Origin of the sequence: Streptomyces gamaensis (assembly GCF_042656465.1) — a bacterium.
In the GTDB taxonomy this organism is placed as follows: Bacteria; Actinomycetota; Actinomycetes; order Streptomycetales; family Streptomycetaceae; genus Streptomyces; species Streptomyces gamaensis.
In genome coordinates this window covers 496,177-521,640 of record NZ_JBHSPB010000002.1, presented here as the reverse complement: position 1 = coordinate 521,640, position 25,464 = coordinate 496,177, and the positions used below count along the sequence as shown (strand labels likewise).

At 72.7% G+C, this 25,464-nt stretch carries 22 protein-coding genes; 1 reads left to right on the top strand and 21 read right to left on the bottom strand.

The window, feature by feature from the left end; translation table 11 throughout:
* Positions 1 to 38: 38 nt before the first annotated feature.
* Complete coding sequence (locus ACFP1Z_RS04680; RefSeq protein WP_390314570.1) at positions 39 to 767, bottom strand: SDR family oxidoreductase; 729 nt, start codon at positions 765 to 767, stop codon at positions 39 to 41.
* Between the two features lie 306 nt (positions 768 to 1,073).
* Between ACFP1Z_RS04680 and ACFP1Z_RS04675 the strand changes: the two genes are divergently transcribed.
* Positions 1,074 to 1,814: a PIG-L deacetylase family protein gene (locus ACFP1Z_RS04675; protein WP_390314569.1), complete on the top strand. Its 741-nt coding sequence runs from the start codon at positions 1,074 to 1,076 to the stop codon at positions 1,812 to 1,814.
* 13 nt (positions 1,815 to 1,827) lie between these two features.
* Here ACFP1Z_RS04675 and ACFP1Z_RS04670 read toward each other — a convergent pair whose 3' ends face one another.
* From ACFP1Z_RS04670 to ACFP1Z_RS04575, 20 genes are all read right to left on the bottom strand, one after another.
* On the bottom strand, positions 1,828 to 2,502 hold the full coding sequence (locus ACFP1Z_RS04670) for a maleylpyruvate isomerase family mycothiol-dependent enzyme (RefSeq protein WP_390314568.1): 675 nt from the start codon (positions 2,500 to 2,502) through the stop codon (positions 1,828 to 1,830).
* A gap of 88 nt (positions 2,503 to 2,590) precedes the next feature.
* Positions 2,591 to 2,833, bottom strand: a complete 243-nt coding sequence (locus tag ACFP1Z_RS04665) for an acyl carrier protein (protein ID WP_390314567.1) — start codon at positions 2,831 to 2,833, stop codon at positions 2,591 to 2,593.
* A 20-nt stretch (positions 2,834 to 2,853) separates the two neighbouring features.
* Entirely contained in the window at positions 2,854 to 3,333 is a 480-nt protein-coding gene (locus ACFP1Z_RS04660) for a holo-ACP synthase (RefSeq protein WP_390314566.1), read from the bottom strand.
* Between the two features lies 1 nt (position 3,334).
* Complete coding sequence (locus ACFP1Z_RS04655) at positions 3,335 to 4,219, bottom strand: class-II aminoacyl-tRNA synthetase family protein (protein ID WP_390314565.1); 885 nt, start codon at positions 4,217 to 4,219, stop codon at positions 3,335 to 3,337.
* A gap of 54 nt (positions 4,220 to 4,273) precedes the next feature.
* On the bottom strand, positions 4,274 to 5,164 hold the full coding sequence (locus tag ACFP1Z_RS04650) for a diiron oxygenase (protein WP_390314564.1): 891 nt from the start codon (positions 5,162 to 5,164) through the stop codon (positions 4,274 to 4,276).
* 48 nt (positions 5,165 to 5,212) lie between these two features.
* Positions 5,213 to 6,289 carry a class I SAM-dependent methyltransferase gene (locus tag ACFP1Z_RS04645; protein WP_390314563.1) on the bottom strand — a complete coding sequence of 359 codons (1,077 nt, stop codon included), beginning with the start codon at positions 6,287 to 6,289 and terminating at the stop codon, positions 5,213 to 5,215.
* Positions 6,286 to 7,125, bottom strand: coding sequence for a class I SAM-dependent methyltransferase (locus ACFP1Z_RS04640; RefSeq protein WP_390314562.1), 840 nt, complete (start codon positions 7,123 to 7,125; stop codon positions 6,286 to 6,288). The genes ACFP1Z_RS04645 and ACFP1Z_RS04640 overlap by 4 nt, the downstream gene beginning before the upstream one ends.
* A gap of 43 nt (positions 7,126 to 7,168) precedes the next feature.
* Positions 7,169 to 7,666, bottom strand: coding sequence for a MaoC family dehydratase (locus tag ACFP1Z_RS04635; RefSeq protein ID WP_390314561.1), 498 nt, complete (start codon positions 7,664 to 7,666; stop codon positions 7,169 to 7,171).
* 178 nt (positions 7,667 to 7,844) lie between these two features.
* Complete coding sequence (locus ACFP1Z_RS04630; RefSeq protein WP_390314560.1) at positions 7,845 to 9,059, bottom strand: trans-sulfuration enzyme family protein; 1,215 nt, start codon at positions 9,057 to 9,059, stop codon at positions 7,845 to 7,847.
* Positions 9,060 to 9,218: 159 nt separating this feature from the next.
* Complete coding sequence (locus ACFP1Z_RS04625; protein ID WP_390314558.1) at positions 9,219 to 10,667, bottom strand: MFS transporter; 1,449 nt, start codon at positions 10,665 to 10,667, stop codon at positions 9,219 to 9,221.
* 306 nt (positions 10,668 to 10,973) lie between these two features.
* The gene (locus tag ACFP1Z_RS04620; protein ID WP_390314556.1) at positions 10,974 to 11,858 is read right to left on the bottom strand and encodes a poly-gamma-glutamate hydrolase family protein; all 885 of its coding nucleotides are present in this window, start codon (positions 11,856 to 11,858) and stop codon (positions 10,974 to 10,976) included.
* Positions 11,859 to 11,892: 34 nt separating this feature from the next.
* Positions 11,893 to 12,411 (bottom strand): flavin reductase family protein, encoded by a 519-nt coding sequence (locus ACFP1Z_RS04615; protein WP_390314554.1) that lies wholly within the window; start codon positions 12,409 to 12,411, stop codon positions 11,893 to 11,895.
* Positions 12,412 to 12,431: 20 nt separating this feature from the next.
* The gene (locus ACFP1Z_RS04610; RefSeq protein ID WP_390314552.1) at positions 12,432 to 13,322 is read right to left on the bottom strand and encodes a DODA-type extradiol aromatic ring-opening family dioxygenase; all 891 of its coding nucleotides are present in this window, start codon (positions 13,320 to 13,322) and stop codon (positions 12,432 to 12,434) included.
* 30 nt (positions 13,323 to 13,352) lie between these two features.
* On the bottom strand, positions 13,353 to 14,327 hold the full coding sequence (locus tag ACFP1Z_RS04605) for a quinone oxidoreductase family protein (RefSeq protein ID WP_390314550.1): 975 nt from the start codon (positions 14,325 to 14,327) through the stop codon (positions 13,353 to 13,355).
* Positions 14,327 to 16,216, bottom strand: coding sequence for an asparagine synthase (glutamine-hydrolyzing) (gene asnB, locus ACFP1Z_RS04600; RefSeq protein ID WP_390314549.1), 1,890 nt, complete (start codon positions 16,214 to 16,216; stop codon positions 14,327 to 14,329). The genes ACFP1Z_RS04605 and asnB overlap by 1 nt, the downstream gene beginning before the upstream one ends.
* A gap of 1 nt (position 16,217) precedes the next feature.
* A complete protein-coding gene (locus ACFP1Z_RS04595) occupies positions 16,218 to 17,768 on the bottom strand; it encodes a 4-hydroxyphenylacetate 3-hydroxylase family protein (protein WP_390314547.1) in 1,551 nt (516 codons plus the stop codon).
* Positions 17,765 to 18,625: a TauD/TfdA dioxygenase family protein gene (locus tag ACFP1Z_RS04590; RefSeq protein ID WP_390314545.1), complete on the bottom strand. Its 861-nt coding sequence runs from the start codon at positions 18,623 to 18,625 to the stop codon at positions 17,765 to 17,767. Before ACFP1Z_RS04590 ends, ACFP1Z_RS04595 begins: the two co-directional genes overlap by 4 nt.
* A gap of 87 nt (positions 18,626 to 18,712) precedes the next feature.
* A complete protein-coding gene (locus ACFP1Z_RS04585) occupies positions 18,713 to 19,693 on the bottom strand; it encodes an L-tyrosine/L-tryptophan isonitrile synthase family protein (RefSeq protein ID WP_390314543.1) in 981 nt (326 codons plus the stop codon).
* Positions 19,694 to 19,772: 79 nt separating this feature from the next.
* Entirely contained in the window at positions 19,773 to 22,724 is a 2,952-nt protein-coding gene (locus ACFP1Z_RS04580) for an AfsR/SARP family transcriptional regulator (protein ID WP_390314542.1), read from the bottom strand.
* A gap of 158 nt (positions 22,725 to 22,882) precedes the next feature.
* The gene (locus tag ACFP1Z_RS04575; RefSeq protein ID WP_390314541.1) at positions 22,883 to 25,099 is read right to left on the bottom strand and encodes an NADP-dependent isocitrate dehydrogenase; all 2,217 of its coding nucleotides are present in this window, start codon (positions 25,097 to 25,099) and stop codon (positions 22,883 to 22,885) included.
* Positions 25,100 to 25,464 lie beyond the last annotated feature (365 nt).

The following is a 25,464-nucleotide window of genomic DNA, read 5'->3' as shown; positions in this document are numbered from 1 at the left end:
GCCTCCTCGGCCCTCTGGTGGGGTCAGCGGGGTGCGGATCAGCGGGGTTCGAAGTGGAAGGAGCGGATGAAGCAGTCGCGGGGCTGCCGCACGGCGTAGACGATCGCCTCGAACAGGGCCTGGGTGGTGAGCTTCTCGTCCGGGACGCGGGAGGGTCCCTGCCACTCGGCGGTGCGGGGGCAGGAGGTGCGGAAGTCCGGCGGGTAGAGCGCGAAGACGCGGACGCCGGCGGGGCGCAGCCGGTGCGCGAGGATGTCGGCGAAGCCGGCCTGGGCGCTCTTGGCGGCGTAGAACGCCTCGTGCGCGGGGGCCGTGCCGGCCTGTTCGGCGTCGCGCACGCCGACGAGGTTGACGATGTCGGGGCGCGGGGAGCGGCGCAGCAGCGGCAGGAAGTGCTTGACGGCGAGGACGGTGCCGCCGGCGGTGGTGTCGATGGTGTCGACGATCTCGCTGTCGGTGGCGCCCTGGAGTTCCGGTCCGTCGAGCCAGCGGGCGCCGTTGTTGACCAACAGGTCGATGCGGTCGGTGAGTTCGCCGACGCCGTGGGCGAAGGCGCGGATCTCCTCGGGCCGGCCGAGGTCGCAGGCGAAGGGGTGGATGCGGTCGCGGGCGGACCCGTCGACGTGGGTGCGGGCCTTCCCGGCGGCCTCGGCGGTGCGGGCGGAGACGTACACCTCGGCGCCCAGGTGGGCGAAGCCGGTGGCGAGCGCCCGGCCGAATTCCCGGGACGCCCCGGCGACCACGATCCGCAGGTTCTCGAATGTCATCCCGGTCCTCATTCCCGAACACGGTTCGGTCAACGGTCGGTCGTCTGGCAGGGGTTGGAAGCGGGGTCGGTCCGTCGGCGGGCCGACGGTTTCCGTGCCGCTCGCGGTCGGCGGCGGCGGGCCCGTGACCAGCCTGACAGAGGCTCAGGGCCGTGCGGGGCGGTGGCGGACGTCCGGTTCACGCCGTGGCGTGGGTGCGCCAGGGAGCCCGTGGGTCCGGGGGTCGCGTGGCGGGTGGGCGCCATGTCGCGGGCGCGCCAGCGCCTCGCCTTGTCGGGCCGTGTACGGTCCAACAGGCTGGCTTTCATGAGCGACTTCAGGACCGGCGTGCCCGAGCGTGGCGCGCCCGAGAGCCTTCTGGTGGTGGCCGCCCACCCGGACGACATCGAGTTCTGCGTCAGCGGCACCGTCATGCAGTGGATCGACCGGGGGACCCGGGTGACGTACTGCGTGGTGACGGACGGCGACGCGGGCGGCTTCGACGAGGCGCTGCCGCGCCAGGCCATGGCGCATCTGCGGCGGGCGGAGCAGACGCATTCCGCGAAGTTCATCGGGGTGGAGCACGTGCGGTTCCTCGGTTATCCGGACGGTTTCGTCGAGCCGGACGCGGCGCTGCGGCGGGATCTGTGCCGGGTGATCCGCGAGGTGCGTCCGCAGCGCGCGATCATCCCGAGCCCGGAGATCAACTGGGACCGGATCGCGGACACGCATCCCGACCACCGGGCCGTCGGGGAGGCGGCGTTGCGGGCGATCTACCCGGAGGCGCGCAATCCGTTCGCGCATCCCTCGCTCCTGCGGCACGAGGGTCTGCGGCCGTGGACCGTGCCCGAGACCTGGCTGATGACCGGGCCCCGGCCCAATCAGTACGTGGATGTCACCGGGGTCTTCGAGCGCAAGGTGGAGGCGCTGCGCGTGCACACGTCGCAGACCGCCCATCTCGACGATCTGGCGGGGCTGTTGCGCCGGTGGCTCGCCGAGCACGCGACGGCGGCCGGGCTGCCGCCGGGCCGGCTGGCGGAGGCGTTCCAGGTGGTGTCCACGGAGTGAGCGCCCCGCGCGCTCAGCGGTACATGACCAGTTCGTCCTCGCGGGCCCCGCGCAGGGTGTAGCGGGTGCCGACCAGGGGGCGGCCGGAGTAGAGGCGGATCAACGCCGGGAGGTCGGCGGCGAGTTCGGCGGGCGGGCGGCCGGGGGTGTCGTTGCCGAGGACGAGCGGTGCGGTGCGGCCCGGGAGGTTCGCGTGCACGCGGGGGGTGTCCCGGTTGCGGCTCGCGAGGCCCAGCAGGGCGAGGGCCGCCTCCGTGTCGCCGCCGCCGTACGCGCCGGGCTCGCCCCAGGCGTCGCGTACGTCGCCGGCGTGCACCCACTCCCCCAGGGCCACGTCGTCCCAGGTGCCGTCCCCGGCGGCGAGGGCGGGTCCGGCGGCGGTGAGCCCGTACTCCAGTTCCTCCTGGACGCGGTGCAGCGGCCAGTCGGCGCGCTCGGCGACGTCGGCGGCGTTGGTGCCGGGCCCGAAGCCGTCCTCGGTGCGGCCCTCGACGATGCGGACGAGGGCGGCCGCGCAGTGCGCGAGGACGTCGCGGACGGTCCAGCCGGGGCAGGCGGTGCGCAGGGTGTAGCGCTCGGGCGGGGTGCGGCGCAGCAGCGGCAGCAGGGCGTCGCGCTCGGCGAGCAGCAGCCGTCCGGGCAGTTCCGGATCGCGCGGCGGTTCCGCGTCGCGCGGGGCCTGGCCCATGGGGACTCCTTGTCTCGGTCGTCGGACCGCGAGGGTGCCGCCGGTCCTGTCGGGGCCGGCGGCGCCCTCGCGGAGGGGGTCGTCCTGCTCAGGCGACCCGGGACCGCAGGAAGGCGCGGTCGATGGCGTCGAGGGTGCGGATGGCGTCGATCTCCAGGGTCTCCATCTCGATGGTCGCTCCGCTGACGCGCTCCAGGAGGAAGACGAACTCCACGAAGGACAGGGAGTCGATGAGCCGGTTCTCGATCAGGTCGAGGTCCGGGGCGATGTCCTGGCGCTCGGGGTGGCGCTTGAGGATCCAGTCCTTGATCTGCTGCAGGGCGTCGTTCACGGGAATTCTCCTCGGTCTGTTCACGCTCGCGTGGAAGCGGAGGCGGTGGGTGGGGTGGTGAGGGGTGCGATGGCCGGGGGTGCGGTGTGCGGGACGGGCGCGGCCACGGCGACCGCGTAGTCCACGTCGTGGCTGATGCTGACGGTGATCTCGGCGATGCCGGCCCGGCGGGCCAGTTCGGCGGCGGTGCCGCGCAGTTCGACGACGGGCCAGCCGCCGTCGGAGCGCCGGACGACGATGTCCCGCCAGGGCAGGACGCGGTCGCGCACCCGCAGCGTCTTGAACGCGGCCTCCTTGGCGGCGATCCGGCCGCACAGGCCGAGCGGTTCGAGGCCGACGTCGACGCGGCAGTCGGCGAGTTCCCCGTCGGTCAGCATCTTGTGGAAGATGGCTTCGCCGTGCTCGGCGAGGAGCCGGCGGACACGGGTGACGGACACGATGTCCATGCCGAGGTTCGCCCAGCCCAGACCGCCGCCGGCACCGGAGGGAGGGGAGCTCATCTCAGACCGCCGACCGGGCCCGGAGCACGGCCCGCCGGGCCGCCTCCCAGTCGCCGTGCCGCCGGGTCAGCGCCGACAGCCAGCGCTCCAGGCCGAAGGCGACGCAGCTGGTGGCCGCGGGCTCACCGGTGCCGTCGACGGTGATGCCGCAGCGGTCGCCGAAGAAGTTGCGGTGGGTGTTGACGGAGGCGATGGCCAGGTCCTCGTAGAGGAACTCGTGCTTGACGGGCACGAGCCGCTGGAGCACCGCTTTGGAACTTCCCTTGTCGTAGAAGGGGTCGCAGGCGGCCTCCCGGCGCAGCGGCAGGTCGAGGGCCTCGGCGAAGGCGGTGATCTTCTCGGTGAAGTCGGCGAGGTGGCGGTCGGCGTGCTCGCGGCTGCCGAGGGCGACGATCTCGCGCATGCGGAAGCCGAGTTGGCGGCGCAGTCCCTCGTAGCGCTCCTCTTTGCGGAAGCACCAGCCGACCACGGTCACCAGGGTCTCGGCGGCGACCGCGCGGCCCTGGTGGTCGAGGTAGACGCCGTAACAGGACGCGGAGGGCAGTCCCAGGGAGGCGGGCTGGAGGGCCTCGCCCGGGAAGCAGCCGGTGTCGCAGCACAGGGTCGTGGGGTCGGCGGCCCGGGACAGGTCGAGGTTGGCCGCGACGACGGCCTGGTGCGGGAAGTTGGTGTAGTAGTCGAGGCGCGCGAGGTCGGCCGCGGGCAGCAGCGGCGGCATGGTCATCGCGTGGGCCCCGGCCGCGGTGCCCCAGCCTTCGAAGGTGTCGTCGAGGAGCCGCAGCAGCGCGGTGCCCTCGGGGCCGAGCGCGGTCAGTCCGGAGCTCTCCCGGGGGGTCTCGGTGCGCGGGGCGGGCTGCGGCCTGGTCAGGGTGCCGGTGGGGGTCATGAGCCACCTCTCCAAGGTCGGTTCGGGTGCGGGCCGGCGGCCCGCGGTGAGGGGTCAGAGGGTGGGCAGGGTCTCGTCGGTGAAGATCCCCGTCTTGAGGAAGAAGGCGAGCGGTTTGCGGATGGCCTTGCGCTCCAGCGGGCGGCGGCGCTCGTCCTCCAGCAGCGAGGTGCGCAGCGCGAGCGGGTCGGCGATGCCGGCGTCGCGGTAGACGTAGGGGCTGTAGAGGGAGTTGACGCTGTAGACGACGTAGCGTTTGAGGTAGTCCTCGGCCGCGCGCCGTTCGGCGGCGTCGACGCGTTCGCGCACCCGGGTGTGCAGCAGGGAGACCAGTTCGCGGCCGAAGGCGATGTGGCGGGACTCGTCCTGGTGGTGCAGTCCGTTGACCTGCCGGATGGTGGCGCACAGGGAATCGTCCTGGGCCATGCGGGTGTTGTAGTGGTCGACGAGTTCCTCGAAGAAGAGGATGCGGGCGAAGACGAGGAAGTTCTCGGTCTCCGGTGCCCAGCCGGACTCGGCGCGCAGCCCCTGCGAGGGGTAGATCTTGCCTCCGTAGCGGCGGCAGAACTCGGCGAAGAACCACATGTGTTCGTTCTCCTCGCCGATGAAGTGGTGGAAGAAGTCGGAGGGGACCTCGAAGCCGGGGGTGTGGATGCGCTGGACGACCTCGATGAGCAGTTCCCGGATGCCGTGCACGTTGAGGCTGTAGAAGTTGACGCTCTCCCATTTCGACAGCCGGCGCAGGGTGTCCTCGCCGAGGGTGTCGAAGTGCTCGGTGCCGTACACGGTGAGCAGTTCGGGGCTCATCCACATGCGGTCGTCGTCGAGCCGGTCGGGCCAGTCGAAGGTCTGGTAGGGGTTGTAGTAGTCCTCGACGGACTTCTCGGTCAGGCGGGCGAGGATCTCCTGGAAGCGGTCGGTGACGGGCAGGGCCGCGGTGGTCATGGTGTCTCCTGGGTCTGCGTCGGTCCGGCGCGGCGGGCGCGCGGGGGGTTACGGCCTGGCCTCGTACACGGCGTTGACGGGGGTCTCGGCGGCCCGGCGCCAGCGGGTGAAGCCGGCGGCCTTCGCGAAGGCGCGGTAGGTGTCCTCTCCCGCGTGGTTGCCGAGGGCGTGGGGGCCCTGCTGGGCGGCGGCGACGGGCAGGCACATCACGGCCGACAGGCTCATGAACATCCGCGCGGCGGGGGTGCCGGCGGTGACGTCGGCGGCGGAGGCGTTGGTCTCGACCAGCATCCAGGTGCCGTCGTCGGCGAGCGCGGCCCGTACCCGGGCGGCCGCGCTGTGCGGATCGCCCATGTCGTGCAGGCAGTTGAAGAAGGTGACGAGGTCGTATCCCGTGCCGGGGAAGTCCTCGGCGCCGGCGACCTCGAAGCGGACGCGGCCGGCGAGGCCGGCTTCCGCGGCGCGGCGGCGGGCGATGGCGACGGCTTCCGCGGAGTAGTCGAAGCCGTGCACGACGGCCTCGGGGAAGGCCTCGGCGATCAGCAGGGTGGTGTGGCCGATGCCGCAGCCGACGTCGGCGACGGTCCCGCCGGCGCGCAGCCTGCCGGTGACGCCGTCGAGGGCGGGCAGCCACTCGGGCACGAGCCGGTGCTGGTAGGAGGGTTCGAAGAAGCTGCCCATGCCGGTGTCGAGGGCCGGGTCGTGCTCGGCCCAGCCGACGCCGCCGCCGGTGCGGTAGGCGTCGACGAGGGCGTCCTCGGTGGCGTAGAGGGCTTTGAGGGCGGTGAAGAATCCGGCGGTGTAGGCCGCGGACCCGGCGTCGGCGAGGACGGGTACGTGGGCGGCGGGCAGCGCGTACCGGTCGTCGCCGGGGAGGCGTTGGACGTAGTCGGCGCTGAGCTGGGCGTGCAGCCATTCCTCGGCGTAGCGCTCGGTGATGCCGGAGTGCCGGGCGAGGGCGGCGGGGGTGAGGGGGCCGTGCTCGGCCAGGGCCCGGTAGAGGCCGAGGCGTTCGCCGAGGGCGACGGTCAGGCCGCGTACGGCCGCTCCGGCGTCCCCGATCAGCCTCTGGTGGAAGGCTGTCGTCTCCTCGGCCGTGACCGCCGGGGCGGTGGTGGTGGTCATGCTGCCGGCTCCGGGTGGGCGGGGGTGTCGCAGGTGAAGAGGAACGAGCGGGGCACGCCGGGCACGTCGCGGGCGACGACGGGGTAGGGCCAGCGGCCGAAGTCGGCGCCCTCCTCGCCGGGTTGGCGTACTTCGCGCACGGCCCAGCCGCAGTCGGTGAGCAGCTGCTCGGGTTCCTCGGTGCCGAACAGCCAGGGGTTGCCGTCCTCGCGGAGCGCGGCGAGGAAGGGCCGGGAGAGCGGGTTGAGGAGGGCGGCGCGGCTGATGACGTCACCGGCGAGGACGGAGCCGGGGGCGCTGTGCGCGGCGAGGGTGCCCAGCAGGGTGCGTACGGCCTGTTCGGGCAGGAAGAACAGCAGGCCCTCGACGACCCACAGCACGGGTTCCTCCGCGTGCCAGCCGGCTTCCTTCAGCGGGCCGGTCCAGTCGCCGGTCAGGTCCACGGCGACGGTGCGCCGCTCGCGCCCGGCGGGCTCGGGTTCGCCGGCGAGCATCGCGGCCTTGGCGTCGAGGAGGGCGGGCCGGTCGAGTTCGTAGACGGTGACGCCGTCGGGCCAGGGCAGCCGGTGGAAGCGGGTGTCCATCCCGGCGGCCAGGAAGACCACTTGGCGGATGCCGCGTTCGGTGACGGTGCGCACGACGGCGTCGTCGAGGTACTTGGTGCGGATCGCGAGGAACGGCACGGTGCCGGCGCCCGCGTAGCGTTCCAGGAGGGCGAAGCCCGTCCCGGCGGCCACGGTGCGCGCGTAGGGGTCGTCGAAGATGCGGTCGTCGCGTTCGGATTCCAGGGCGCGCGCGGCGGCGGTCCACTGGGCGGTCCGGGAAACAGCTTCCATGAGAGGTCCCCCTTTTTTTGATAAGTGGTCAGGTGATACGTCGTCAGCCGCGTCCGCAGGCGACGGGGTCGTCCTGCTGCGGCGTGGCCGCCGTGGTCGTGGAGCGGCGCTCGAAGATGCTGTGCAGGACGGCGCTGAAGACCAGGGCGCCGTCGGCGTCGAGGAGCATGCACTTGGGCTGCACGATGCCGGTGGCCGGGTTCCCGAGCGAGGGCCGGGAGCCGAGGATCTCGACGCGGGCGGTGAGTGTGTCCCCCGGGCGTACGGGCCGGTGGAAGCGCATCTCGTCGACGCCCGGCGAGCCGGCGCAGGCGCTGTAGGCGAGCAGTCCGTCGACGTAGCGCCGCATGAACAGCGCGGCGGTGTGCCAGCCGCTGGCGATGAGTCCGCCGTACGGGGAGAGCGCGGCCCGTTCGGCGTCGGTGTGGAAGGGCTGGGGGTCGAAGCGGCGCCCGAACTCCAGCACGTCTTCCTCGGTGACCGTGACGGTGCCCAGCTCGTGGACGTCGCCCGGCCGGAAGTCCTCGAAGCAGTAGCGCATTCCGGGGCCCCTCCATCTGTCGGACCGGGCGGTTCGCCCGGCTCGTCTTTCCGGTGAAACCAAGCTACGAATGGCTCATTTCTTTTGTCAATCCAAATCTAATAAGGGGGCAGGTACCTCCGGACAGTCCGTCAACTTGCTTGCGCCACAGGGGAATCGAGCCATGCGGCGCACGCGGTCACAGCCCCTCCAGGGCCTGCTCGACATCCCGCCACAGGTCCTCGACGTGCTCCAGGCCCACCGACATCCGCACGGTCCCCGCGCCCACGCCGGCCACGCGCAGGGCCTGGGCGTCCAGTTCGCGGTGCGAGGTACTGGCCGGATGGGTCACCAGGGTCTCGACCCCGCCCAGGGACAGCGCGATCCGGGCGAGACGGACCCCTTCGACGAACTCCCGCCCGGCGGCCCGGCCGCCGGCCAGGTCGAAGGAGAGCATGCCGCCGCCCCCGGCGAGCAGCCGGCGGGCGACGGCGTACGAGGGGTGGCCCGGCAGCCACGGCCAGCGCACCGCCTCCACCTCGGGGCGCAGCGCGAGGCGGCGGGCCAGCACGGCGGCGTTCTCGCAGTGCTGGCGCATCCGCAGCGGCAGGGTCTGGATGCCGCGCAGCGTCAGCCAGGCGGCGAACGGGGCCGCGGTGGAACCGAGTTCGACCGCCCGCCGCCACACGCTCCCGTACAGCTCGCGGTCGGCGAAGACGGCGGCGCCGCCGATGACGTCGGAGTGGCCCGCCAGATACTTCGTCGTGGAGTGCAGCACGATGTCGGCGCCGTGCTCGATGGGCCGGCACAGCAGGGGTGAGGCGAGGGAGTTGTCCACGACGCACAGCACGCCGTGCCGGCGGGCGAGCCCGAACAGGGCGGGCAGGTCGGCGACTTCGCAGGTCGGGTTGGCGACCGTCTCCACCAGCAGCAGCCGGGTGCGCGGCCGCAGGACGGCCGCGAGCTCCGCCGCGCGGGCACCGGAGACGCGGTCGACCTCGATCCCGAACCGCTCGGCGAGATCGGCGAGAACGGAGTGCGTACCGCCGTACAGGCAGCGCTGGGCCACCACATGGTCGCCGGGCCGCAGCAGCGACAGCAGCACCGCGCTCACCGCCCCCATTCCGGAGGCCGTGGCCAGCGCGGCGGCCCCGCCCTCCAGTCCGGCGAGCGCGCGTTCCAGGGCGCGCACGGTCGGGTTGCCGCGCCGACTGTAGGAGGCGGCGCCGTCGGGCCCGGCCATGGCCTCGGCGAGGGCGTCGGCGGAGTCGAAGGAGAAGGCGGAGGACTGGTGGATGGGGGTGCTCAGGGGGTGGCTGCCGGTGGTGTCGGCGGGGGTGGCGGAGTGGACGGCGCGGGTCTGCGCGTGCAGTGCGGACGAAAGGCCGCTGGCTTCCGTGGAGTCGACAGACACGGTGGGCTCCCTTGCACTTCGGGGACTTCGGCGGGACGGGAATACGGCACGGGGATACGGCCGTGGGGCCGTCCGCTGCCTTCTCGGGCATCGCGGACGGCCCCACGGGGCGGAGTTCGGCGGTGGTGCGAGGGGGTCCTGGGGGCGGAGCCCCCGGACTCACGCGCTCACCCGCTCCCCCTGCGGCTGTGCCGCCGCCTCCGAGGGAGCCTCGCTCTGCGCGCCCTTCGGGCGCCCCCGCATGAACAGCAGCGTCAGGACCGCACCCGCCGCCGCCACGATCGCCGCCCCGACGAAGGCGGCACTGAACCCGTCGGTGAGCGCGGGCAGATCACCGAGCCGCCCCGCGCCGTGGGAGGTGGCCAGGGCCGTCAGCGCGGCGAGGCCCAGCGCCGAGCCCACCTGGTAGGTGGTGTTGACGATGCCGGAGGCCAGTCCCGCCTCCTCCTGCCTGGCGTTCGACATCGCGGCCATCATGGCCGGGATGTAGGCCAGCGACATGCCGAGCGCGGCGACCAGCGACGCGGGGAGCACGTCGACGAGGAAGGTGCCGGTGGGCTCGACGGCCGACAGCCACACCAGGCCGAGGGCGAGGACGAACAGCCCGGACGCGATCAGCGGCTTGGGGCCGAAGCGGGCCAGGAGCCGGGCGGTGATGGCCGTCATGAAGATCATGAGGAGGCCGGTCATGGGCAGCAGGGCGGCGCCGCTCGCGAACGCCTTGTAGCCGAGGACCTGCTGGAGGTAGAGGTTGAGGAAGTACCACATCGGGATCCACGCGGCACCCAGCAGCGCCATCGCCAGGTTCGAGGCGCCCAGACCGGGCGTGCGCCAGATGCCGAGCGGCATCAGCGGGGTCCGTACGGCCTTCTGGATCAGCAGGAAGACGACCAGCAGGACGATGCCGCCGACGAGTTCGAGGAGCGTCCCGGTGGAGCCCCAGCCGACCTCGGGCGCGCGGACCACGGCGAAGACGGTGAGCGCGAGACCCGCGGTGACGGCGATCGCGCCGAGGACGTCCACGCCGCCGCGGCGTCCCCGCACGGCCGGGAGGAGGCCGGTCGCCAGCAGGATGGCGACGCCGATCGGCACGTAGATGATGAAGACCCACGGCCAGCTCATCCACTCGGTGAACACGCCGCCGAGGAAGACGCCGGCGGTGCCGCCGGCGGGTGCGGCCGCTCCGTAGAAGGCCAGTGCCCGGCCGAGTTCCTTGGGGTTGTGCCCGAACAGCATCATCAGCAAGGTCATCGACGCGGGGGCGATGAGCGCGCCGCCCACGCCCTGCACGGCCCGGCCGACCACCTCGACGGCGGCGTTCTGCGCGGCCGCGGCGACCACGGATCCGGCGATCAGGACGCTCCAGCCGGTGACGAACACCTTGCGCGCGCCGAGCAGATCGGACAGCCGCCCGCCCAGGAGCAGCAGTCCGCCGAAGGTGATGACGTAGGCGTTGAACACCCACTGCAGATCACCCTGCGAGAAGCCGAGGTCCTGCTGCATCTTGGGCAGCGCGACCCCGATGATCGAGGTGTCCATGATGACCATGAACTGGGCCCCGGCGAGCACCGCGAGTGCCCACCAGCGCCGTGGATTGACGGTAGACATGAGCCCTGCCCTTCACTCCCTCGATACCCCCTGGGGGTATCAACTACGAAGGAAGTTAGCATACCCCCAGGGGGTATGAAAGGGCTTGGCCCGCGCACACCCCACTCCTGGACCGTATAGGGGAGGGGGGTATGTCACTTCGGGTTCGGCGGCAGTGCGTCAGCTCCGCCGGGCACAGCGGAAGCGGGGCCGCCCCACCGGCGACCCCGCTTCTGCGTCTACTTCTTCTGCGTCTGCTTCTGCGTCTGCTTCTGCGTCTGCTTCTGCGTCTGCTTCTGCGTCCGCGTGTGTCCGCGTGTGTCCGCGCTACAGAATCCTCTGGTCGGCGCCCGCCTCCAGCCGGGCGATCGCCGCGCGGCAGGCCGCCGTGAAGCGCCAGAACGTCTCGTTCGTGCTCTTCGGCCGCCCCTGCCGCGTGAACGTGCCGAACATGCTCTGCCGCAGCTCCGTGGTCAGCTCCAGCTGACCGCCCTTGCCCAGCATCGTGCGGTTGCAGATGTTGTCGGGGTGATCGCCGTTGAGGTCGGGGACCTTCGCGCCGTCGATCGTCTGGAAGCCGGCGGCCCGGAGTTCCTCGGTCATCAGGCGCTGGAAGCCGGCGTTGAGGCCGCCGACGACCACCGCCTCGGGGCGGGACGCCGGGGCGCCGGCCTGGGCCGCGGAACAGCCGTGCAGGCTCAGGACGTTGAGGCTGCCCGCGGCCATGGAGCGGGCGACGTGGTCGTCGCAGTGCTTCGACGTGACGTGGAGTCCGCGGTTGTCGGAGTTCCGCAGCCCCTCGAACATCCAGTAGTCGTGGAAGGGGCCGTCGGCCCGGACCGGCTCCGACGTGGCCGGGTGATAGCCGGCGATGCCGAGGCAGAGCTCCGACGTCCCGCCCTCGATCCCGCCGCCGTGCAGGGCCAGGACGGTCGTGCGGTTGTAGGGGTACCGCCCGTCGGGGCTCGCGTCGAGCATCTCGTGCCGCCTGTAGCGGCGGGCGTACTCGGTGCCCTCACCGTTCGGCAGCCGCGTGTACAGATCGGTGTTGGACGTGTAGAGGTCACCGGCGGCCGCGGCGTGCGCGGTTCCGCTGCCGAACCCCGTGAGCAGGGGAACCCCCGCTGCCGCCGCCGCGACAGCGGCGGTGAGGACCGTCCTGCGGCCGGCGTGGGGCTGGGGCTGGGACTGCGGCGACTGAAGCAGGGACATGCGATTCCAATACAGTCTCTTGACGGACTTTTGACTACGCAGTGTTTCCTTCCTGCACGCCGCTGGTCAAAAGCGACCGCACCGGCACCGGCCCGAGCCGGCGGAACTCGCCCCGGTAGAACACCAGGGGCCGGCCGGGGCGGTGGTCGAACTCCTCGACACGGCCGAGGAAGATCCGGTGGTCGCCCCCGTCGTGGGCCGCCCACGGGGTGCAGGCCAGGGTGGCGAGCGAACCGGCGAGCCGGGGGGCGCGGTCGGTGCCCGTGCGCACCCAGCGGGGAGGAGCACTGCCCGGGCGGCCCGCGAAGTGCCGGGCGAGGGCGTCCTGCCCCTCGCCGAGCACGTTGACCGTGAAGGGTCTGCCGTCCAGGTGCCGGGCCGCCCTGCTCTCGCGGTGCAGCGAGACCAGCACCAGGGCCGGGTCCAGGGACACGGCGGTGAAGGCGTTGACGGTGGCTCCGTGCGGCACGCCGTCGATGTCGCAGGTGACGACCGTGACGCCGGTGGCGAAGTGGCCGAGGCACGTGCGCAGTCGACGCCCGTCGCTGGTCATCCTTGCTCCTCCCCCGCCCGTCAGGCGGCCGACTGCCGCTGCCCGCCGGCGGCGGGCAGGTCGAACCAGATGTGGACCTGGCCGGTGCCGATGCCGTTCTCGTACGCGCCGAAGCGGCGGCCGGGCACCGTGCAGCGTGCCCCGCCCAGCGCGCCCGCGAGCATGAGGTAGTGGCCGAAACGAGCCTCGGGCGCGAAGGGCCGGTACTGCGGCATGGCGGCGATCACCCGGTCGTGGCGGCCCGCCTCCAGCCAGGCGATGCGCTCCTCGTCGGCGGCCCGTGCCTCGGGGGTGACGATGTGCCGCGGGTCGCCCGCCATGCGCTCCCGCAGCTCGGCCAGCGGCCAGAAGCGGTGGGAGAGCCCGCCGGAGGCGAGGAGAAGCACCCTGCGGCCGAGTCCGGCGACGGCCTGCGCGAGGGCCTCGCCGGCCGCGAGGTAGTCCTCGACGGTGGCGGTCTGGCAGATCGACACCGACACCCACGGCTTGTCCGGCCGGCCGAGGTACGTCCACAGGTTGAGCGTCGCGTAGTGGACCGGCAGATACGGGTCGTCGTTGGCGGTGAGCCACTGACCCCGCCGCTCCGCCGCTTCGGCGACGGCGTGGGCGAGTTGGGGATCGCCGGGCAGGTCGTAGGGGAGCCGGCTGATGGCGCCGGGCATCTCGTCCGAGGTGAACAGGCCCGACCGGCGCGGGTGTGCGGTGATCACCGTTTCGGTGGTGGTGGCCCAGTGGGAGTCGAGGACGACGACGGTGTCGTACTCCAGGGCGTCGACCACCTCCTCGCGCAGCTGCCGCAGGCCGGTGACGAGGGTGAAGTCACGGCCCCCGTTCTCCCGCAGACGGATCTGCTCGGGGAACATGATGACCGGCGCGTGCGAGAGCAGGCCCGCTCCGACGATCTCGCCCATGAGTGGTCTTCCTTTCCTGGTCCGGGGCTGTCAGGGGACGAGCAGGAGCTTGCCGCTGGTGCGGCGGGCGGCGAGGTCCTCGTGCGCGCGGGCCGCCTCCGCCAGCGGATAGCGGCCGGCGACCGTGAACTTCAGGGAGCCGTCGAGGAGTCCGGCGAACACCTCGCCCGCCCGCCACTCGAACTCCTCGGTGGTGGCCCGGAAGTGCTCCAGGTAGGGGCGGGTCAGGGTCAGCGAGCCGCCCCACAGCAGCCGCATCACGTCCACCGGCGGCACCGCGCCGCCGGCCCCGCCGAAGAGCACGAGGGTGCCGCGGGTGCGCAGGGAGTCCAGGCTCGCGTCGAAGGTGGCGGCGCCGACGCCGTCGTAGACCGCGTGCACGCCCTCCCCGTGGTTGCGCCGGCGCACCTCGGCGGCCAGGTCCTCGGTCTCGGTGTAGCGGATGACCTCGTCGGCCCCGTTGGCGCGGGCGATGCGCTCCTTCTCCTCGGTGGAGACCGTGCCGATGACGCGCACCCCGCGCTGCCGCAGCAACTGCGTGAGCAGCATGCCCACTCCGCCGGCGGCGGCGTGCACGAGCACGGTCTCGCCCTCGCGTGCCGGGTAGGAGTCGTGGGCCAGGAAGTGGGCGGTCATTCCGTGGACGAGGACCCCGCCGGCGGTGGCCAGGTCGATGCCGTCGGGGACGACGATGGCCTTGTCCTCGGGGACCAGGACGCGGGTGGCGTAGCTGCCCAGGACGGTGGTCCAGGCGACGCGGTCGCCTTCCTTGAAGCGGGTCACGCCGGGGCCGACGGCGAGGACGGTGCCGGAGCCCTCCTCGCCGGGCACGCACGGCACCGGCAGCGGATAGCGGCCCTCGCGGCGGTAGAGGTCGATGAAGTTGACGCCGGCGGCGGCGAGTTCGACGAGGATCTGGCCCTCGCCGGGCTGCTCGGGGTCGGGCTTGTCGACGTAGAGCTGGACCTCGGGGCCGCCGGTCTCGCGGATCTCGATGGCGTGCATCAGTGGGTTCCCTTTCCGGTGAGGTGCGGGGCGGGGGCGTCGTCGAGCGAGACGTGGTAGGCGCGCAGCCAGTCGTCGAGGCGGACGGTGGACTCCACGAGGATCCGCTCGAACTCCGACAGGCTGCCGGTGGTGGTCCGTCCGGTCAGCCGGCGCACGGCCCCGGCGTCGAGGTACGGGCTGAGGGGGGCGTCCTCGTCGCCGGCGGCGGAGGTCAGGCCGGTGATCAGGGCCCGGTCGTAGGCGGGGTCCTGGATCGAGGGGTAGGCGGCCTTCTTGCGGCGCAGTACGGACGGCGGCAGCAGGTCGCTCGCGGCCTCGCGCAGCAGTCCCTTCTCCTGGCCGCCCACGGTCTTCATCTCCCAGGGGACGTTGAAGACGTACTCGACGAGGCGGTGGTCGCAGAACGGCACCCGGCCCTCCAGGCCGTTGGCCATGCCCATGCGGTCCTTCTTGTCGAGGAGGATGGGCAGCCAGCGGGTGAGGGTGAGGTGGCCGAGCTCGCGGGTGCGCCGCTCCTCGGCGTTCTCCCCCGCCAGGCGCGGGACTTCGGCGAGCGCGGTGCGGTAGAGGTCGGCCTGGTACTCCTCGATGTCGATGCCGTCGACGAACCAGGGGTGGAACAGCCTGCGGGGGTCCAGTCCGCGGTGCGCGCCGAGCTTGAGCCAGGGGAAGGTCTCCGCGGCCCGCGCCGCGGGGTCGGAGAACCACAGGTAGCCGCCGAAGACCTCGTCGGCGCCCTCCCCCGACAGCGCCACGGTCGCGTGCTGCCGCACCGCGCCGAAGAGCAGATACAGGGAGACGTCCAGGTCCGCGAAGTTGAACGGCAGGTCCCAGGCGCCCAGGACGGTCCTGCGCACGGCGGGGTCGAGGAGCCGGGAGCGGTCCAGGAGGATCGGGTGGTGGTCGCTGCCGACGTGCCGGGCGACTTCGAGGGCGTAGGGGCCGTCCGGGGTGGGCCGGATGGGGTCCGCCCGGAAGTTCTCGGTGTGGCCGACGAAGTCCACGGAGAACGTGGACAGTTGCCCGCCCTCGGCGGCCCGGGTGCGGGCGGCGAGCGCGGTGACGGTGCTGGAGTCCAGTCCGCCGGAGAGCAGCGACACCAGCGGCACGTCGGCGACCATCTGGCGGGGGACGATGTCGTCGAGGAGCTCACGGACGGTGGCGATCGTGGTGGGCAGGTCGTCGGTGTGCGGACGGGCGTCGAGGGCCCAGTAGCGCTCCTCGCGGATGCCCTCGCGGCCCACGCGCAGCAGATGGCCCGGCTTGACCTCGCGCATGCCCGCGAAGGGGACGCGGCCGGGGGTGCGCAGGAACAGCAGCGCGTCGCACAGCTCCTCGGCCGAGGCGGCGGCCTTCGCGAGCGGGTTGGCGAGGATCGCCTTGGGCTCGGAGCCGAAGAGGACGCCGTCCTCGGTGGGGTGGTAGAACAGCGGCTTGATGCCCAGCCGGTCACGTACGAGCAGCAGTTCCTCGCGGGCGGTGTCCCAGAGGGCCAGGGAGTACATGCCGTTGAGGCGGTGGACGAAGTCGCTGCCCCACTGCAGATAGGCGCGCAGGGCGACCTCGGTGTCGCTGCGGGTGGTGAAGCGGTGCCCGAGGAGGACGAGTTCCTCGCGCAGCTCGCGGAAGTTGTAGATCTCGCCGCCGTAGGAGACGACCGCGCGGGGCTTGCCGGCGGGGCCCGTCTCGGGGGTGAGCATGGGCTGCTGCCCGTGTTCGAGGTCGATGACGGCGAGTCTGCGGTGGCCGAGCGCGATGTGGGTGTCGAGCCAGACGCCGCGGGCGTCGGGCCCGCGGTCGATCAGGGTGTCGGTCATGGCACCTACGGTGCGTGCCTCGGTGGTCAGGTCGTGGGTGAAGCCGACCCACCCGGTGATGCCGCACATGTCACTCACCGTCGCTTTCGGTCGTCCAGGGGCCCCGGCGCCAGCCGTCGAGGTCGTAGTCGTCGAGGCAGTCCTGTACCAGGGCCTCGTAGCGGGCGAGGCTGCCGCGCTGGGTCGCCCACCGCAGGGCGTCGAGGCGGACCTGCTCGCCGTTGCCGGAGTAGTTGCGTTCGTACAGTTCGTGCCGGCCGCCGAACTCGGTGCCGATCGCGTCCCACACGAGCTTGAGCAGCTTGATCCGGTCGTGGGCGGTCGCGTCGGAGCCCCGGTAGAAGCGGTCGATGAGCGGCCGCAGTTCGGGGTCGGCCAGGTCGCGGGCGCCGGCGGGGACGGCCAGCGGGGCGCCGCCGAGGGTGGTCTCGAAGAGTTCGTGGACGCGGTCCCACACCTGCGCGTTGTACATGCGCATCGCCGAGGCGTGTTCCAGGCGCGGGACGACGGTGCCGCCGCTGCCGGGTTCGGGGTCGTGGGCCATGGCCGTGGTCAGCGCCCACACCATGTCGCGCATGGTGATCAGTTCGCCGACGGCGGCCTGGACGCCCCGGAACGCGTCGGTGCCGTTGGCACGCGTGCCGCGGGCCAGCAGCCCGGCCATGAGCTCCAGTTTCACGCTCAGCCGGATCCCGGACTGGAAGTTGTACAGGTTCGGGAAGCCGGAGGTGGCGTAGAAGCCGGTGGCGCGCTGGATGTCGCGGTAGACGAGGATGTCCTCCCAGGGGATGAGGGCCTCGTCCATCAACAGCACGGCGTCGTTCTCGTCGAAGCGGCTGCTGAGCGGATAGTCGAAGGGGCTGCTCGCGCGCTGCGCGTAGGGGGTGCGGCAGACGAGGCGGACCCCGGGGTTGTCCATGCGGACGAAGAAGACCAGCGCGAAGGCCTCGGCCTTGCCGGGCGCGAGGGCGGCGGAGCCGACCGGGGCGACGAACCCGGCGTTGGTGATGGCCGAGCCGGTCGCGAGCATCTTCGCGCCGCTGACCACGACTCCGGCGTCGGTCTCGCGCACGGCGTGCACGAAGACGTCCTCCATGTCGTGGACGGCGCGCTTGCGGTCGACGGGCGGGTTGATGATGACGTGGTTGAGGTAGAGGGCCTTGCTCGCGAACTCCCGGTACCAGGCGGTGGCGTTGCCGGCGTAGGGGCCGTAGTAGTCGGCGTTGACCCCGAGGCCCGCCATGAAGGAGGCCTTGTACTCGGGGGTGCGGCCGAGGAAGCCGTAGCCCATGCGCGCCCAGGTGGCGATGGCCTCGCGGGCCTCGACGAGTTCGGCCGCCGAGCGGCTGGGCTTGAAGAACTTGTGGGTGCGGATGCCGGTCGCCGTATCGACGCCGGTGAGCGCGTCGGCGGTCGCCGGGTCGTGCAGGGCGTCGTAGAGGCGGGCGACGGACAGCGCGGAGTTGCGGAAGGCGGGGTGGCGGGTGACGTCCTTGACGCGCTCCCCGTCGAGATGGACGTGACGGCCGTCGCGCAGGCTCTCCAGATACTCCTCGCCCGTCATCGGCGCGGTGCGGGCAGCGGAGTTCAGGGGGTGCGCGGGGTTCGGGGTCCCGTTCATCGGACCAGCCCCGGGTTCTGCAGCGCGGGGGTGCCCAGGATCTGGACGCGGCGCAGATGGCGGGGGGCGCCCTTGGTGAAGGCGTTGCGGCCGTGCAGCAGCGTGTAGTTGTCGGTGAGGACCACGTCGCCGGTCTGCCAGGTGTGCGCGTACAGGTGCTCCGGCGCGTAGAGGGCCTCGCGCAGGCCGCGGTGGAATTCGGGGAGTTCGTCCTCGGGCAGGCCGGAGAACTTCAGGTCGGGGTGGTTGAGGAAGCCGGTGTCGTCGGTGGTGGTGGGCTCGTTGTAGCGGATGACCGGGGCGCCGTGGACGGGGTGGGCGTCGACGACGGGCGCGACGCAGGTGCTGTCGTAGAACTCCATGACCCGGTGGTAGGTGCCGGTCACCTTCCTCCAGCGCGCGACGGTCGCGGGGTCGGTGCGCTCCAGGACGGCGCCGGTGTGGGAGAAGGTGGTCTCGCCGCCGTTGCCCTCGCCGGGGGCGTGGACGCACTGGAAGACCTGGAACTCGGGGATGTGGTCGCGGTACATGCCGTCCCAGTGCATCGGCATGTAGCTGGAGTCGAAGATGTGGTCCTCGGGCTGTTCCTTCTCGACGAGGTCGAGGACGGTGCCGAAGGGCCACTGGGCGAGCTGTCCCCACCGCTCGCAGTACGCGGACATCTCCTGCGGGGTCGCGAAGCTGTCGAAGCCGCGCAGCAGCACGATCTGGTAGGCGCGCACCAGGGAGCGCAGCGACTGAACGGGCAGTGCGTCGAGGTGCGTTCCGGGTTCGTGGGCGCGTATCTCCACGCCGAACGGTTCGACGGCCGTGACGCCGAAGCGGCCGTCGGCGAGCAGGTCGTGGTCGGTGGGCATGGCTGCTTCTCCTTGGTGGTGAAGGGCTTTGGTGGTGAAGAGGGTTGGTACGGTGCGGGCCGTACAGGCGCGGGGCGCGTCCTCGTGTCAGGCGGCGCGGTCCCGCAGCCGGCCGCTGTCGGCCGTGTCGAGCACGTAGTGGCTGGGGCGTCCGTCGACGAACTCCAGCCGTCCGCCGGCCTCTTCGGCCTCGGCGCGCTTCATGAGGGTGTAGCGGTCGCCGGTGGCGACGGCGACGCTGTGCCAGGGGGTGAGCCAGACGTCGGGGGTGTCGGCGAGCAGGATGCCGATCTTCTCGCTGCTGCACGGCTGGGGGTGGATGGACAGCCGGATCGCGTCGGGGAAGAGTTCGCCGAGCAGGTCCCCCCACGCCTTGCTGCGCTGGATGACGCGGTAGGCCAGGGTGCGGCACTTGCGCTGCAGGGCGGAGCGGGTGCCGGTCCACCGCGGGCCGGAGAGGTCCTCCAGCATGAAGCGGGTGATGCCCCGGTACATGGCCAGGGGGGCGCCGCCGGCGCGGACTTCCTCGCGCAGTTCCTCCACGCTGCGGGCGTAGCCGGCGGAGAGCGTCTCGCGCATTTCCTCGTGGCCGGCGCCGTTGTAGACCTCGTCGAGGGTGAACTGCTCCAGGTGCGTCGCCCCGATGCGGGTGATCATCTCGTCGATGGCGCGGACGTAGCGGGTGACGTCCTCGTCGGTGACGCCGAGCAGGTCGTTGAAGACCCGGCCGTCGGAGCACAGCACGATGGTCGCGCCGGGGGCGTGGATCCCGCCGATGCGCTCGCACAGGGAGTTCAGGAAGCGCAGGGCGAGTTCCTCGGCCAGGTCGGGCAGCGGTCCGAGGACCTTGGCCGGGTTGGGCGACTTGGTGGGGAACGCGGGCAGGACGAATTCGATCCGCCGGTTCTGCGCGACGGCTTCGCGCACCGCGTCCAGGTGGTGGGCGGCGCACCGGGGGCAGACCTCGGCGGTGCAGCCGCCGTCGCGCATCCTGCGCTGGTGGGCCAGGACCTCCTTCAGGACGGCCTGGGCGACACGTTCGGTATCGAGTGCGGTGGGATCGGACACCGCGCCTCCCTTCGTGGACTGCTCCCACCGTCCCGTCCGGGCGCATGAGAAACGCACAAGGGCGGTCGCGGCCCCGCGCTCAGCCCCTGCGGGCGGGCGGCGCGGCGCCGGCGCGGTCCTCGTCGAGGGCGGTGATCTCGCGCTGGGCGCGCTCGGCCCAGAAGGGCATGTGCAGTCCGCGGAAGCCGCTGAGCGCCTCGGTGAGGTGACCGGCCGCCCTGCCGGGGGCGTCGAGACCGGCGTGGGCGCGGCCCAGCCAGTAGGAGGTGAGGGCGGCGCCGCGCAGGTCGCCGAGCTCGGCGAAGATCACGGCGGCCTCGGTGAGCGGGGCGAGGGCGCGGGGGGCCTGGTCGGCGCCGAGCTCGACGTACACCTGGCCGAGGTCCTGCAGGGCGTGGGCCTCGCCGGGGCGGTGCCGGACCAGGCGGTACTCGGCGAGGGCGCGGTGCAGGTGGCGGGCGGCCGGGCCGGAGCGGCCGTGCTCGGACTCGGCGACGGCCAGCAGTTCCAGGACATCGGCGAGGACGAGCGGGTGGCCGAGTCGTTCCGCCGCGGGGACGGCCGGTTCCAGGACGCGGACGGCCTCGCCGGGCCGGCCCAGGCACACCAGGGCGTGGCCGAGGCTGCGCAGGGCCAGGACGCGGCCCTCGCGGTCGCCGAGCCGGCCGAGCACCTCGGCGGCCGACTCGGCGTCCTCCAGGGCGAGCCGGGCCATGCCGCGGTCGGCGACGGCGAAGCCGCGGTGGACCCGCAGCCGGGCGGCGCGGCGTTCCTCGCCGAGCGCGTCGAGTTGCTCTATGGCGGTGGCGAAGCGCAGGACGGCGTCGTCGACGTGGCCGCGGGCGGCGGAGGCGCGGGCCAGGGAGCCCTGGGCGGCCGCGGTGGCGACGGCGTCGCCGGCGGTGGTGGCGCAGTCGAGGGCGGCCCGCGCCACCCGGTCCCATTCGTCCCACCAGTTGCGCAGGTGGCAGATGTCCTCCAGGACGGCGGCGAGGGCCGCGGTCTGCGGGGCGTAGCCGGCTTTGGCGGCGAACTCCAGGGCGGTGACCAGGCTGTGGCGTTCGTTCTCCAGCCAGCCGACGGGGTCGCCGGAGCCCACGCGCAGCAGTTGGGCGCCGGCGGTGCGGGCCCGGCGCAGCCAGCCGTCGACGTAGCGGCCCATGGCTTCGCGCCGCCACTCGGGTGGGTCCTCGTCCTGGGCGCGGCGGGCGGCGTAGGCGTGCAGCAGGTCGTGCATGCGGTAGCGGGGCTGTCCCTGGACGGCGATGCACACGACCTGGACGAGGTTGGCGTCGAGCAGGGCGGTGACGACGCTGTCGGTGTCGTCGGTGTCGAGGAGGGCGGACAGGACCCAGCCGGGGAACTCCGGTGAGGGGAGCATGCCGATCGCCCGGAAGGCCCGCGCGGCCTCGGGGGCGAGTCCGCAGTAGCCGGCGGCGATGCTCGCGTGGACGGCGGGTCCGTCCGGCCGGCCGTCGGTGAGGCCGGCCATGCGCTCCTCCTCGGCGTCGATCCGCGCGGCCAGGCGTGCGACGGGCCGGTGTTCGCGGGCGGCGAGTTCGGCGCCGGCCACGCGCAGGGCGAGCGGCAGTCCGGCGCAGCCGGCCAGGACGCGTTGGGTGGCCTCGGGTTCCATGGCGAGGCGCCCGCAGCCGACGATGCGCCGCAGCAGGGCGTGGGCCTCCTCGCCGTCGAAGGGGGCGACGTCCACGAGGTGCGCGCCGTCCAGGCCCTCGGGCCGGTCGCGGGTGGTGATCACGACGGCGCAGCCGGGGGTGGCGGGCAGCAGGGGGCGGATCTGTTCCTCGTCGCGGGCGTCGTCGAGGACGATCAGTACCCTGCGGTCGGCGAGGAGCGCGCGGAACATCGCGGACCGCTCGACGGTGGTCCCGGGGATCGAGGAGCCGGCGACGCCGAGGTCGCGCAGCAGGTCGGCGAGGACGGCGCCGGGGGCGCGCCGGGGGCCACGGGCGCCGTTGAGCCGCAGGAAGATCTGGCCGTCGGGGAAGGCGTGGCGCAGCAGGTGGGCGAGGCGGGTGGCGAGGGTGGTCTTGCCGATGCCGGGCAGTCCGGTGAGGACGACGACGGGCACGGGGGCCGGGGGCGCCTCGGGGCCGGGGGCGCCGGCGGGTTCGAGGAGGGCCGCCAGCCGGGAGGTGAGGATGTCGCGGCCGGTGAAGTCGGCGGTGTCGGAGGGGAGTTGGTCGATGGGCCGCCAGACGGCGACGGGGCGTACGGGCGGGGTGACGGGGGCGGGGGCGGCGCCCAGGGAGGGGTCGCGGTTGAGGACGGCCCGGTGCATGCGGCGCAGGGCGTCGCCGGGTTCGAGGCCGAGTTCGTCGCGGAGGGCGGCGCGGGCACGGGCGTAGGACTTCAGGGCGTCGCCGGGCCGGTGGCAGCGGTACTGGGCGAGCATGAGCTTGGCCCACAGGGACTCGCGCAGCGGGTGCTCGGCGACCTGGGTCTGCAACAGGCCGACGGTCTCGTGGTGTTCGCCCAGGGCGAGGCGGGCGTCGGCGTAGTCCTCCAGGACGGTCAGCCGCATCTCTTCGAGGCGGGCGGCCTCCAGTTGCAGGGTGTCGTGGTGGGCGACGCCCTCGAAGGCGCTGCCGCGCCACAGTGCGAGGGCCTCGCGCAAGTGGCGGGCGGCGGTGCGGTGTTCGCCCTCGGCGAGCGCGGTGCGGCCGCGGGCGGCGAGGTCCTCGAAGACGCGCAGGTCGAGTTCGTCGGGCCGCAGCCGCAGCCGGTAGCCGCGGTGGCCCAGGCCCAGCCGGGCCTCCCCGCTGCCGGGGCCGAGGGCGCGGCGCAGGGCGGCGACGTAGCTGCGGACGTTGGCCTGGGCGGAGGCGGGCGGGGTCTCGCCCCAGATCGCGTCGCACAGCCGGTCGCCGGAGACGGGCGCGTCGGCGTTGACGAGGAGTGCGGCCAGCAGGGTGCGCTGTTTGGCGCCGCCGAGGGCCAGTGCGCGGCCCTCGGCGTGTGCCTCGACGGGCCCGAGCACCTTGAAATCGACGCGCGGGAGCTCCACCACCGCGGGACCGCCCTTCTCTGCTGGTTTCGAACACGAGTGGGTTCGACAACCCTACGGGCCGTGCGGTGGGTGCCGGTCCCGCGCGCGGCGGACACGGTCCGGCCGGCCCACGTGCGCGACGTGGACGGGCCGGAGCGGGGCGCCCGGCGCTCCCTGGGTCAGAGGGAGGCGAGGGCCTGGTTGAAGATCGCCGACGGGCGCATCACGGCCGTGGCCTTGGCGGCGTCGGGCTGGTAGTAGCCGCCGATGTCGGCCGGCGAGCCCTGGACGGCGATCAGCTCGTCGACGATGGCCTGCTCCTGCTCGCCGAGGGTCTTGGCGAGCGGCGCGAAGGCCTGGGCGAGCCGGGCGTCGTCGGTCTGCCGGGCCAGCTCCTGGGCCCAGTACAGGGCCAGGTAGAAGTGGCTGCCGCGGTTGTCGATGCCACCGAGGCGGCGGCTGGGCGACTTGTTCTCGTTCAGGAAGGTGCCGGTGGCGCGGTCGAGGGTCTCGGAGAGGACCTGGGCGCCGTTGTTGCCGGTGGTCTTCGCGAAGTGCTCGAAGCTGGCGGCGAGGGCGAAGAACTCGCCCAGGCTGTCCCAGCGCAGGTAGTTCTCCTTCAGGAGCTGCTGGACGTGCTTGGGGGCGGAGCCGCCGGCCCCGGTCTCGAAGAGGCCGCCGCCGTTCATCAGCGGGACGACCGAGAGCATCTTGGCGCTCGTGCCGAGCTCCAGGATCGGGAAGAGGTCGGTGAGGTAGTCGCGCAGCACGTTGCCGGTGACGGAGATGGTGTCCTCGCCGCGGCGGATGCGCTCCAGGGAGAACTTGGTGGCCTCGACCGGCGACATGATCTCGATGCGCAGGCCCTCGGTGTCGTGCTGCGGCAGGTACGCCCTGACCTTCTCGATCAGCCGCGCGTCGTGGGCGCGGTTCTCGTCGAGCCAGAAGACGGCCGGGGCGCCGGTGGCGCGGGCGCGGGTGACGGCGAGCTTGACCCAGTCCTGGATGGGCAGGTCCTTGGCCTGGCACATGCGGAAGATGTCACCGGCGGCGACCTGCTGCTCCAGGACGGCCGTGCCGGCCGCGTCGACGACGCGCACGGTGCCGGGGACGGGGATCTCGAAGGTCTTGTCGTGGCTGCCGTACTCCTCGGCCTTCTGCGCCATGAGGCCGACGTTCGGCACGGAGCCCATGGTGGCGGGGTCGAAGGCGCCGTGGGCCCGGCAGTCGTCGATGACGGCCTGGTAGACGCCGGAGTAGCTGCTGTCGGGGAGGACGGCGAGGGTGTCGGCCTCCTTGCCGTCCGGGCCCCACATGTGGCCGGAGGTGCGGATCATGGCGGGCATGGAGGCGTCGACGATGACGTCGCTGGGGACGTGCAGGTTGGTGATGCCGCGGTCGGAGTCGACCATCGCCAGGGCCGGGCCCTCGGCGAGCTCGGCGTCGAAGGAGGCCTTGATCTCCGCGCCCTGGGGCAGCGCCTGGAGGCCGTTGAAGATGGCGCCGAGACCGTCGTTGGGGCTCAGTCCGGCGGCGGCGAGCGTCTCGCCGTGGGCGGCGAAGGTCTTCGGGAAGAAGGCGCGCACCACGTGCCCGAAGACGATGGGGTCGGAGACCTTCATCATCGTGGCCTTCAGGTGCACGGAGAACAGCACGCCCTCGGCCTTGGCGCGCTCGACCTGCTCGGCGAGGAAGGAGCGCAGCGCGGCGACGCGCATGACGGAGGCGTCGACGACCTCACCGGCGAGCACCGGCACCGACTCGCGCAGCACGGTGGTGCTGCCGTCCTCGGCGGCCAGCTCGATGCGCAGCGAGCCCTCCTGGGCGATGACCGCGGACTTCTCGGTGCCGCGGAAGTCGTCGGCGGACATGGTCGCCACGTTGGTCTTCGAGTCGGCCGTCCAGGCGCCCATGCGGTGCGGGTGGGCCTTGGCGTAGTTCTTCACGGACGCGGGGGCGCGGCGGTCGGAGTTGCCCTCGCGCAGCACGGGGTTGACGGCGCTGCCCTTGACCTTGTCGTAGCGGGCGCGGATCTCGCGCTCCTCGTCGGTCTTCGGGTCGTCCGGGTAGTCCGGCAGCGCGTAGCCCTGCTCGCGCAGCTCGGCGACGGCGGCCTTGAGCTGCGGGATGGACGCGGAGATGTTCGGCAGCTTGATGATGTTGGCGCCGGGCGTCCTCGCGAGCTCGCCGAGCTCGGCGAGCGCGTCGTCGACGCGCTGGTCCTCGCGCAGGTACTCGGGGAAGTGGGCGAGGATCCGGCCCGCCAGGGAGATGTCGCGGGTCTCCACGGGGACCCCGGCCGCCTTGGCGTAGGCCTGGACCACGGGCAGGAACGAGTAGGTTGCCAGGGCCGGGGCCTCGTCAGTGTGGGTGTAGATGATGGTCGAGTCAGTCACCGGGTGCTCCCGTCCACGTCTGCAACATTGCTTGACATCAAGATATCTCGTGGACGGGGCCCTCTCGACAGGGGTCCCGCCCGGGAGACCGGGGGACGGCCCGGCCGCGCCGCCCGGGCCCGGGTGCGCGTGCCGCCCGGGGGGCCTGCGGCGCGCGGTGAGATCCCGTTTGTCGAACCTTGGCGCCTCATTACCGGACGCGGATGGAAGCTTTATCAATGAACCGTGGGCCGTTGGCTGTTTTGCGCCAGCGCGCCCGGGCGGCCGGGCGCGGACGCCGTCCGCCCCTTTCCGCGAAGTGCACGCACTCGCGCTCTTTGCCGCACGATGCGAGGTTTGCGGCAATTGAAAATGGTGACGCCCCT

What these genes read in the sequence shown, in the direction of transcription:
- ACFP1Z_RS04680 (WP_390314570.1), bottom strand. Translation starts at nt 767, where the DNA reads ATGACATTCGAGAACCTGCGGATCGTGGTCGCCGGGGCGTCCCGGGAA.
- ACFP1Z_RS04675 (WP_390314569.1), top strand. Translation starts at nt 1,074, where the DNA reads ATGAGCGACTTCAGGACCGGCGTGCCCGAGCGTGGCGCGCCCGAGAGC.
- ACFP1Z_RS04670 (WP_390314568.1), bottom strand. Translation starts at nt 2,502, where the DNA reads ATGGGCCAGGCCCCGCGCGACGCGGAACCGCCGCGCGATCCGGAACTG.
- ACFP1Z_RS04660 (WP_390314566.1), bottom strand. Translation starts at nt 3,333, where the DNA reads ATGAGCTCCCCTCCCTCCGGTGCCGGCGGCGGTCTGGGCTGGGCGAAC.
- ACFP1Z_RS04655 (WP_390314565.1), bottom strand. Translation starts at nt 4,219, where the DNA reads ATGACCCCCACCGGCACCCTGACCAGGCCGCAGCCCGCCCCGCGCACC.
- ACFP1Z_RS04650 (WP_390314564.1), bottom strand. Translation starts at nt 5,164, where the DNA reads ATGACCACCGCGGCCCTGCCCGTCACCGACCGCTTCCAGGAGATCCTC.
- ACFP1Z_RS04645 (WP_390314563.1), bottom strand. Translation starts at nt 6,289, where the DNA reads ATGACCACCACCACCGCCCCGGCGGTCACGGCCGAGGAGACGACAGCC.
- ACFP1Z_RS04640 (WP_390314562.1), bottom strand. Translation starts at nt 7,125, where the DNA reads ATGGAAGCTGTTTCCCGGACCGCCCAGTGGACCGCCGCCGCGCGCGCC.
- ACFP1Z_RS04635 (WP_390314561.1), bottom strand. Translation starts at nt 7,666, where the DNA reads ATGCGCTACTGCTTCGAGGACTTCCGGCCGGGCGACGTCCACGAGCTG.
- ACFP1Z_RS04625 (WP_390314558.1), bottom strand. Translation starts at nt 10,667, where the DNA reads ATGTCTACCGTCAATCCACGGCGCTGGTGGGCACTCGCGGTGCTCGCC.
- ACFP1Z_RS04620 (WP_390314556.1), bottom strand. Translation starts at nt 11,858, where the DNA reads ATGTCCCTGCTTCAGTCGCCGCAGTCCCAGCCCCAGCCCCACGCCGGC.
- ACFP1Z_RS04615 (WP_390314554.1), bottom strand. Translation starts at nt 12,411, where the DNA reads ATGACCAGCGACGGGCGTCGACTGCGCACGTGCCTCGGCCACTTCGCC.
- ACFP1Z_RS04610 (WP_390314552.1), bottom strand. Translation starts at nt 13,322, where the DNA reads ATGGGCGAGATCGTCGGAGCGGGCCTGCTCTCGCACGCGCCGGTCATC.
- ACFP1Z_RS04605 (WP_390314550.1), bottom strand. Translation starts at nt 14,327, where the DNA reads ATGCACGCCATCGAGATCCGCGAGACCGGCGGCCCCGAGGTCCAGCTC.
- asnB (WP_390314549.1), bottom strand. Translation starts at nt 16,216, where the DNA reads ATGTGCGGCATCACCGGGTGGGTCGGCTTCACCCACGACCTGACCACC.
- ACFP1Z_RS04595 (WP_390314547.1), bottom strand. Translation starts at nt 17,768, where the DNA reads ATGAACGGGACCCCGAACCCCGCGCACCCCCTGAACTCCGCTGCCCGC.
- ACFP1Z_RS04590 (WP_390314545.1), bottom strand. Translation starts at nt 18,625, where the DNA reads ATGCCCACCGACCACGACCTGCTCGCCGACGGCCGCTTCGGCGTCACG.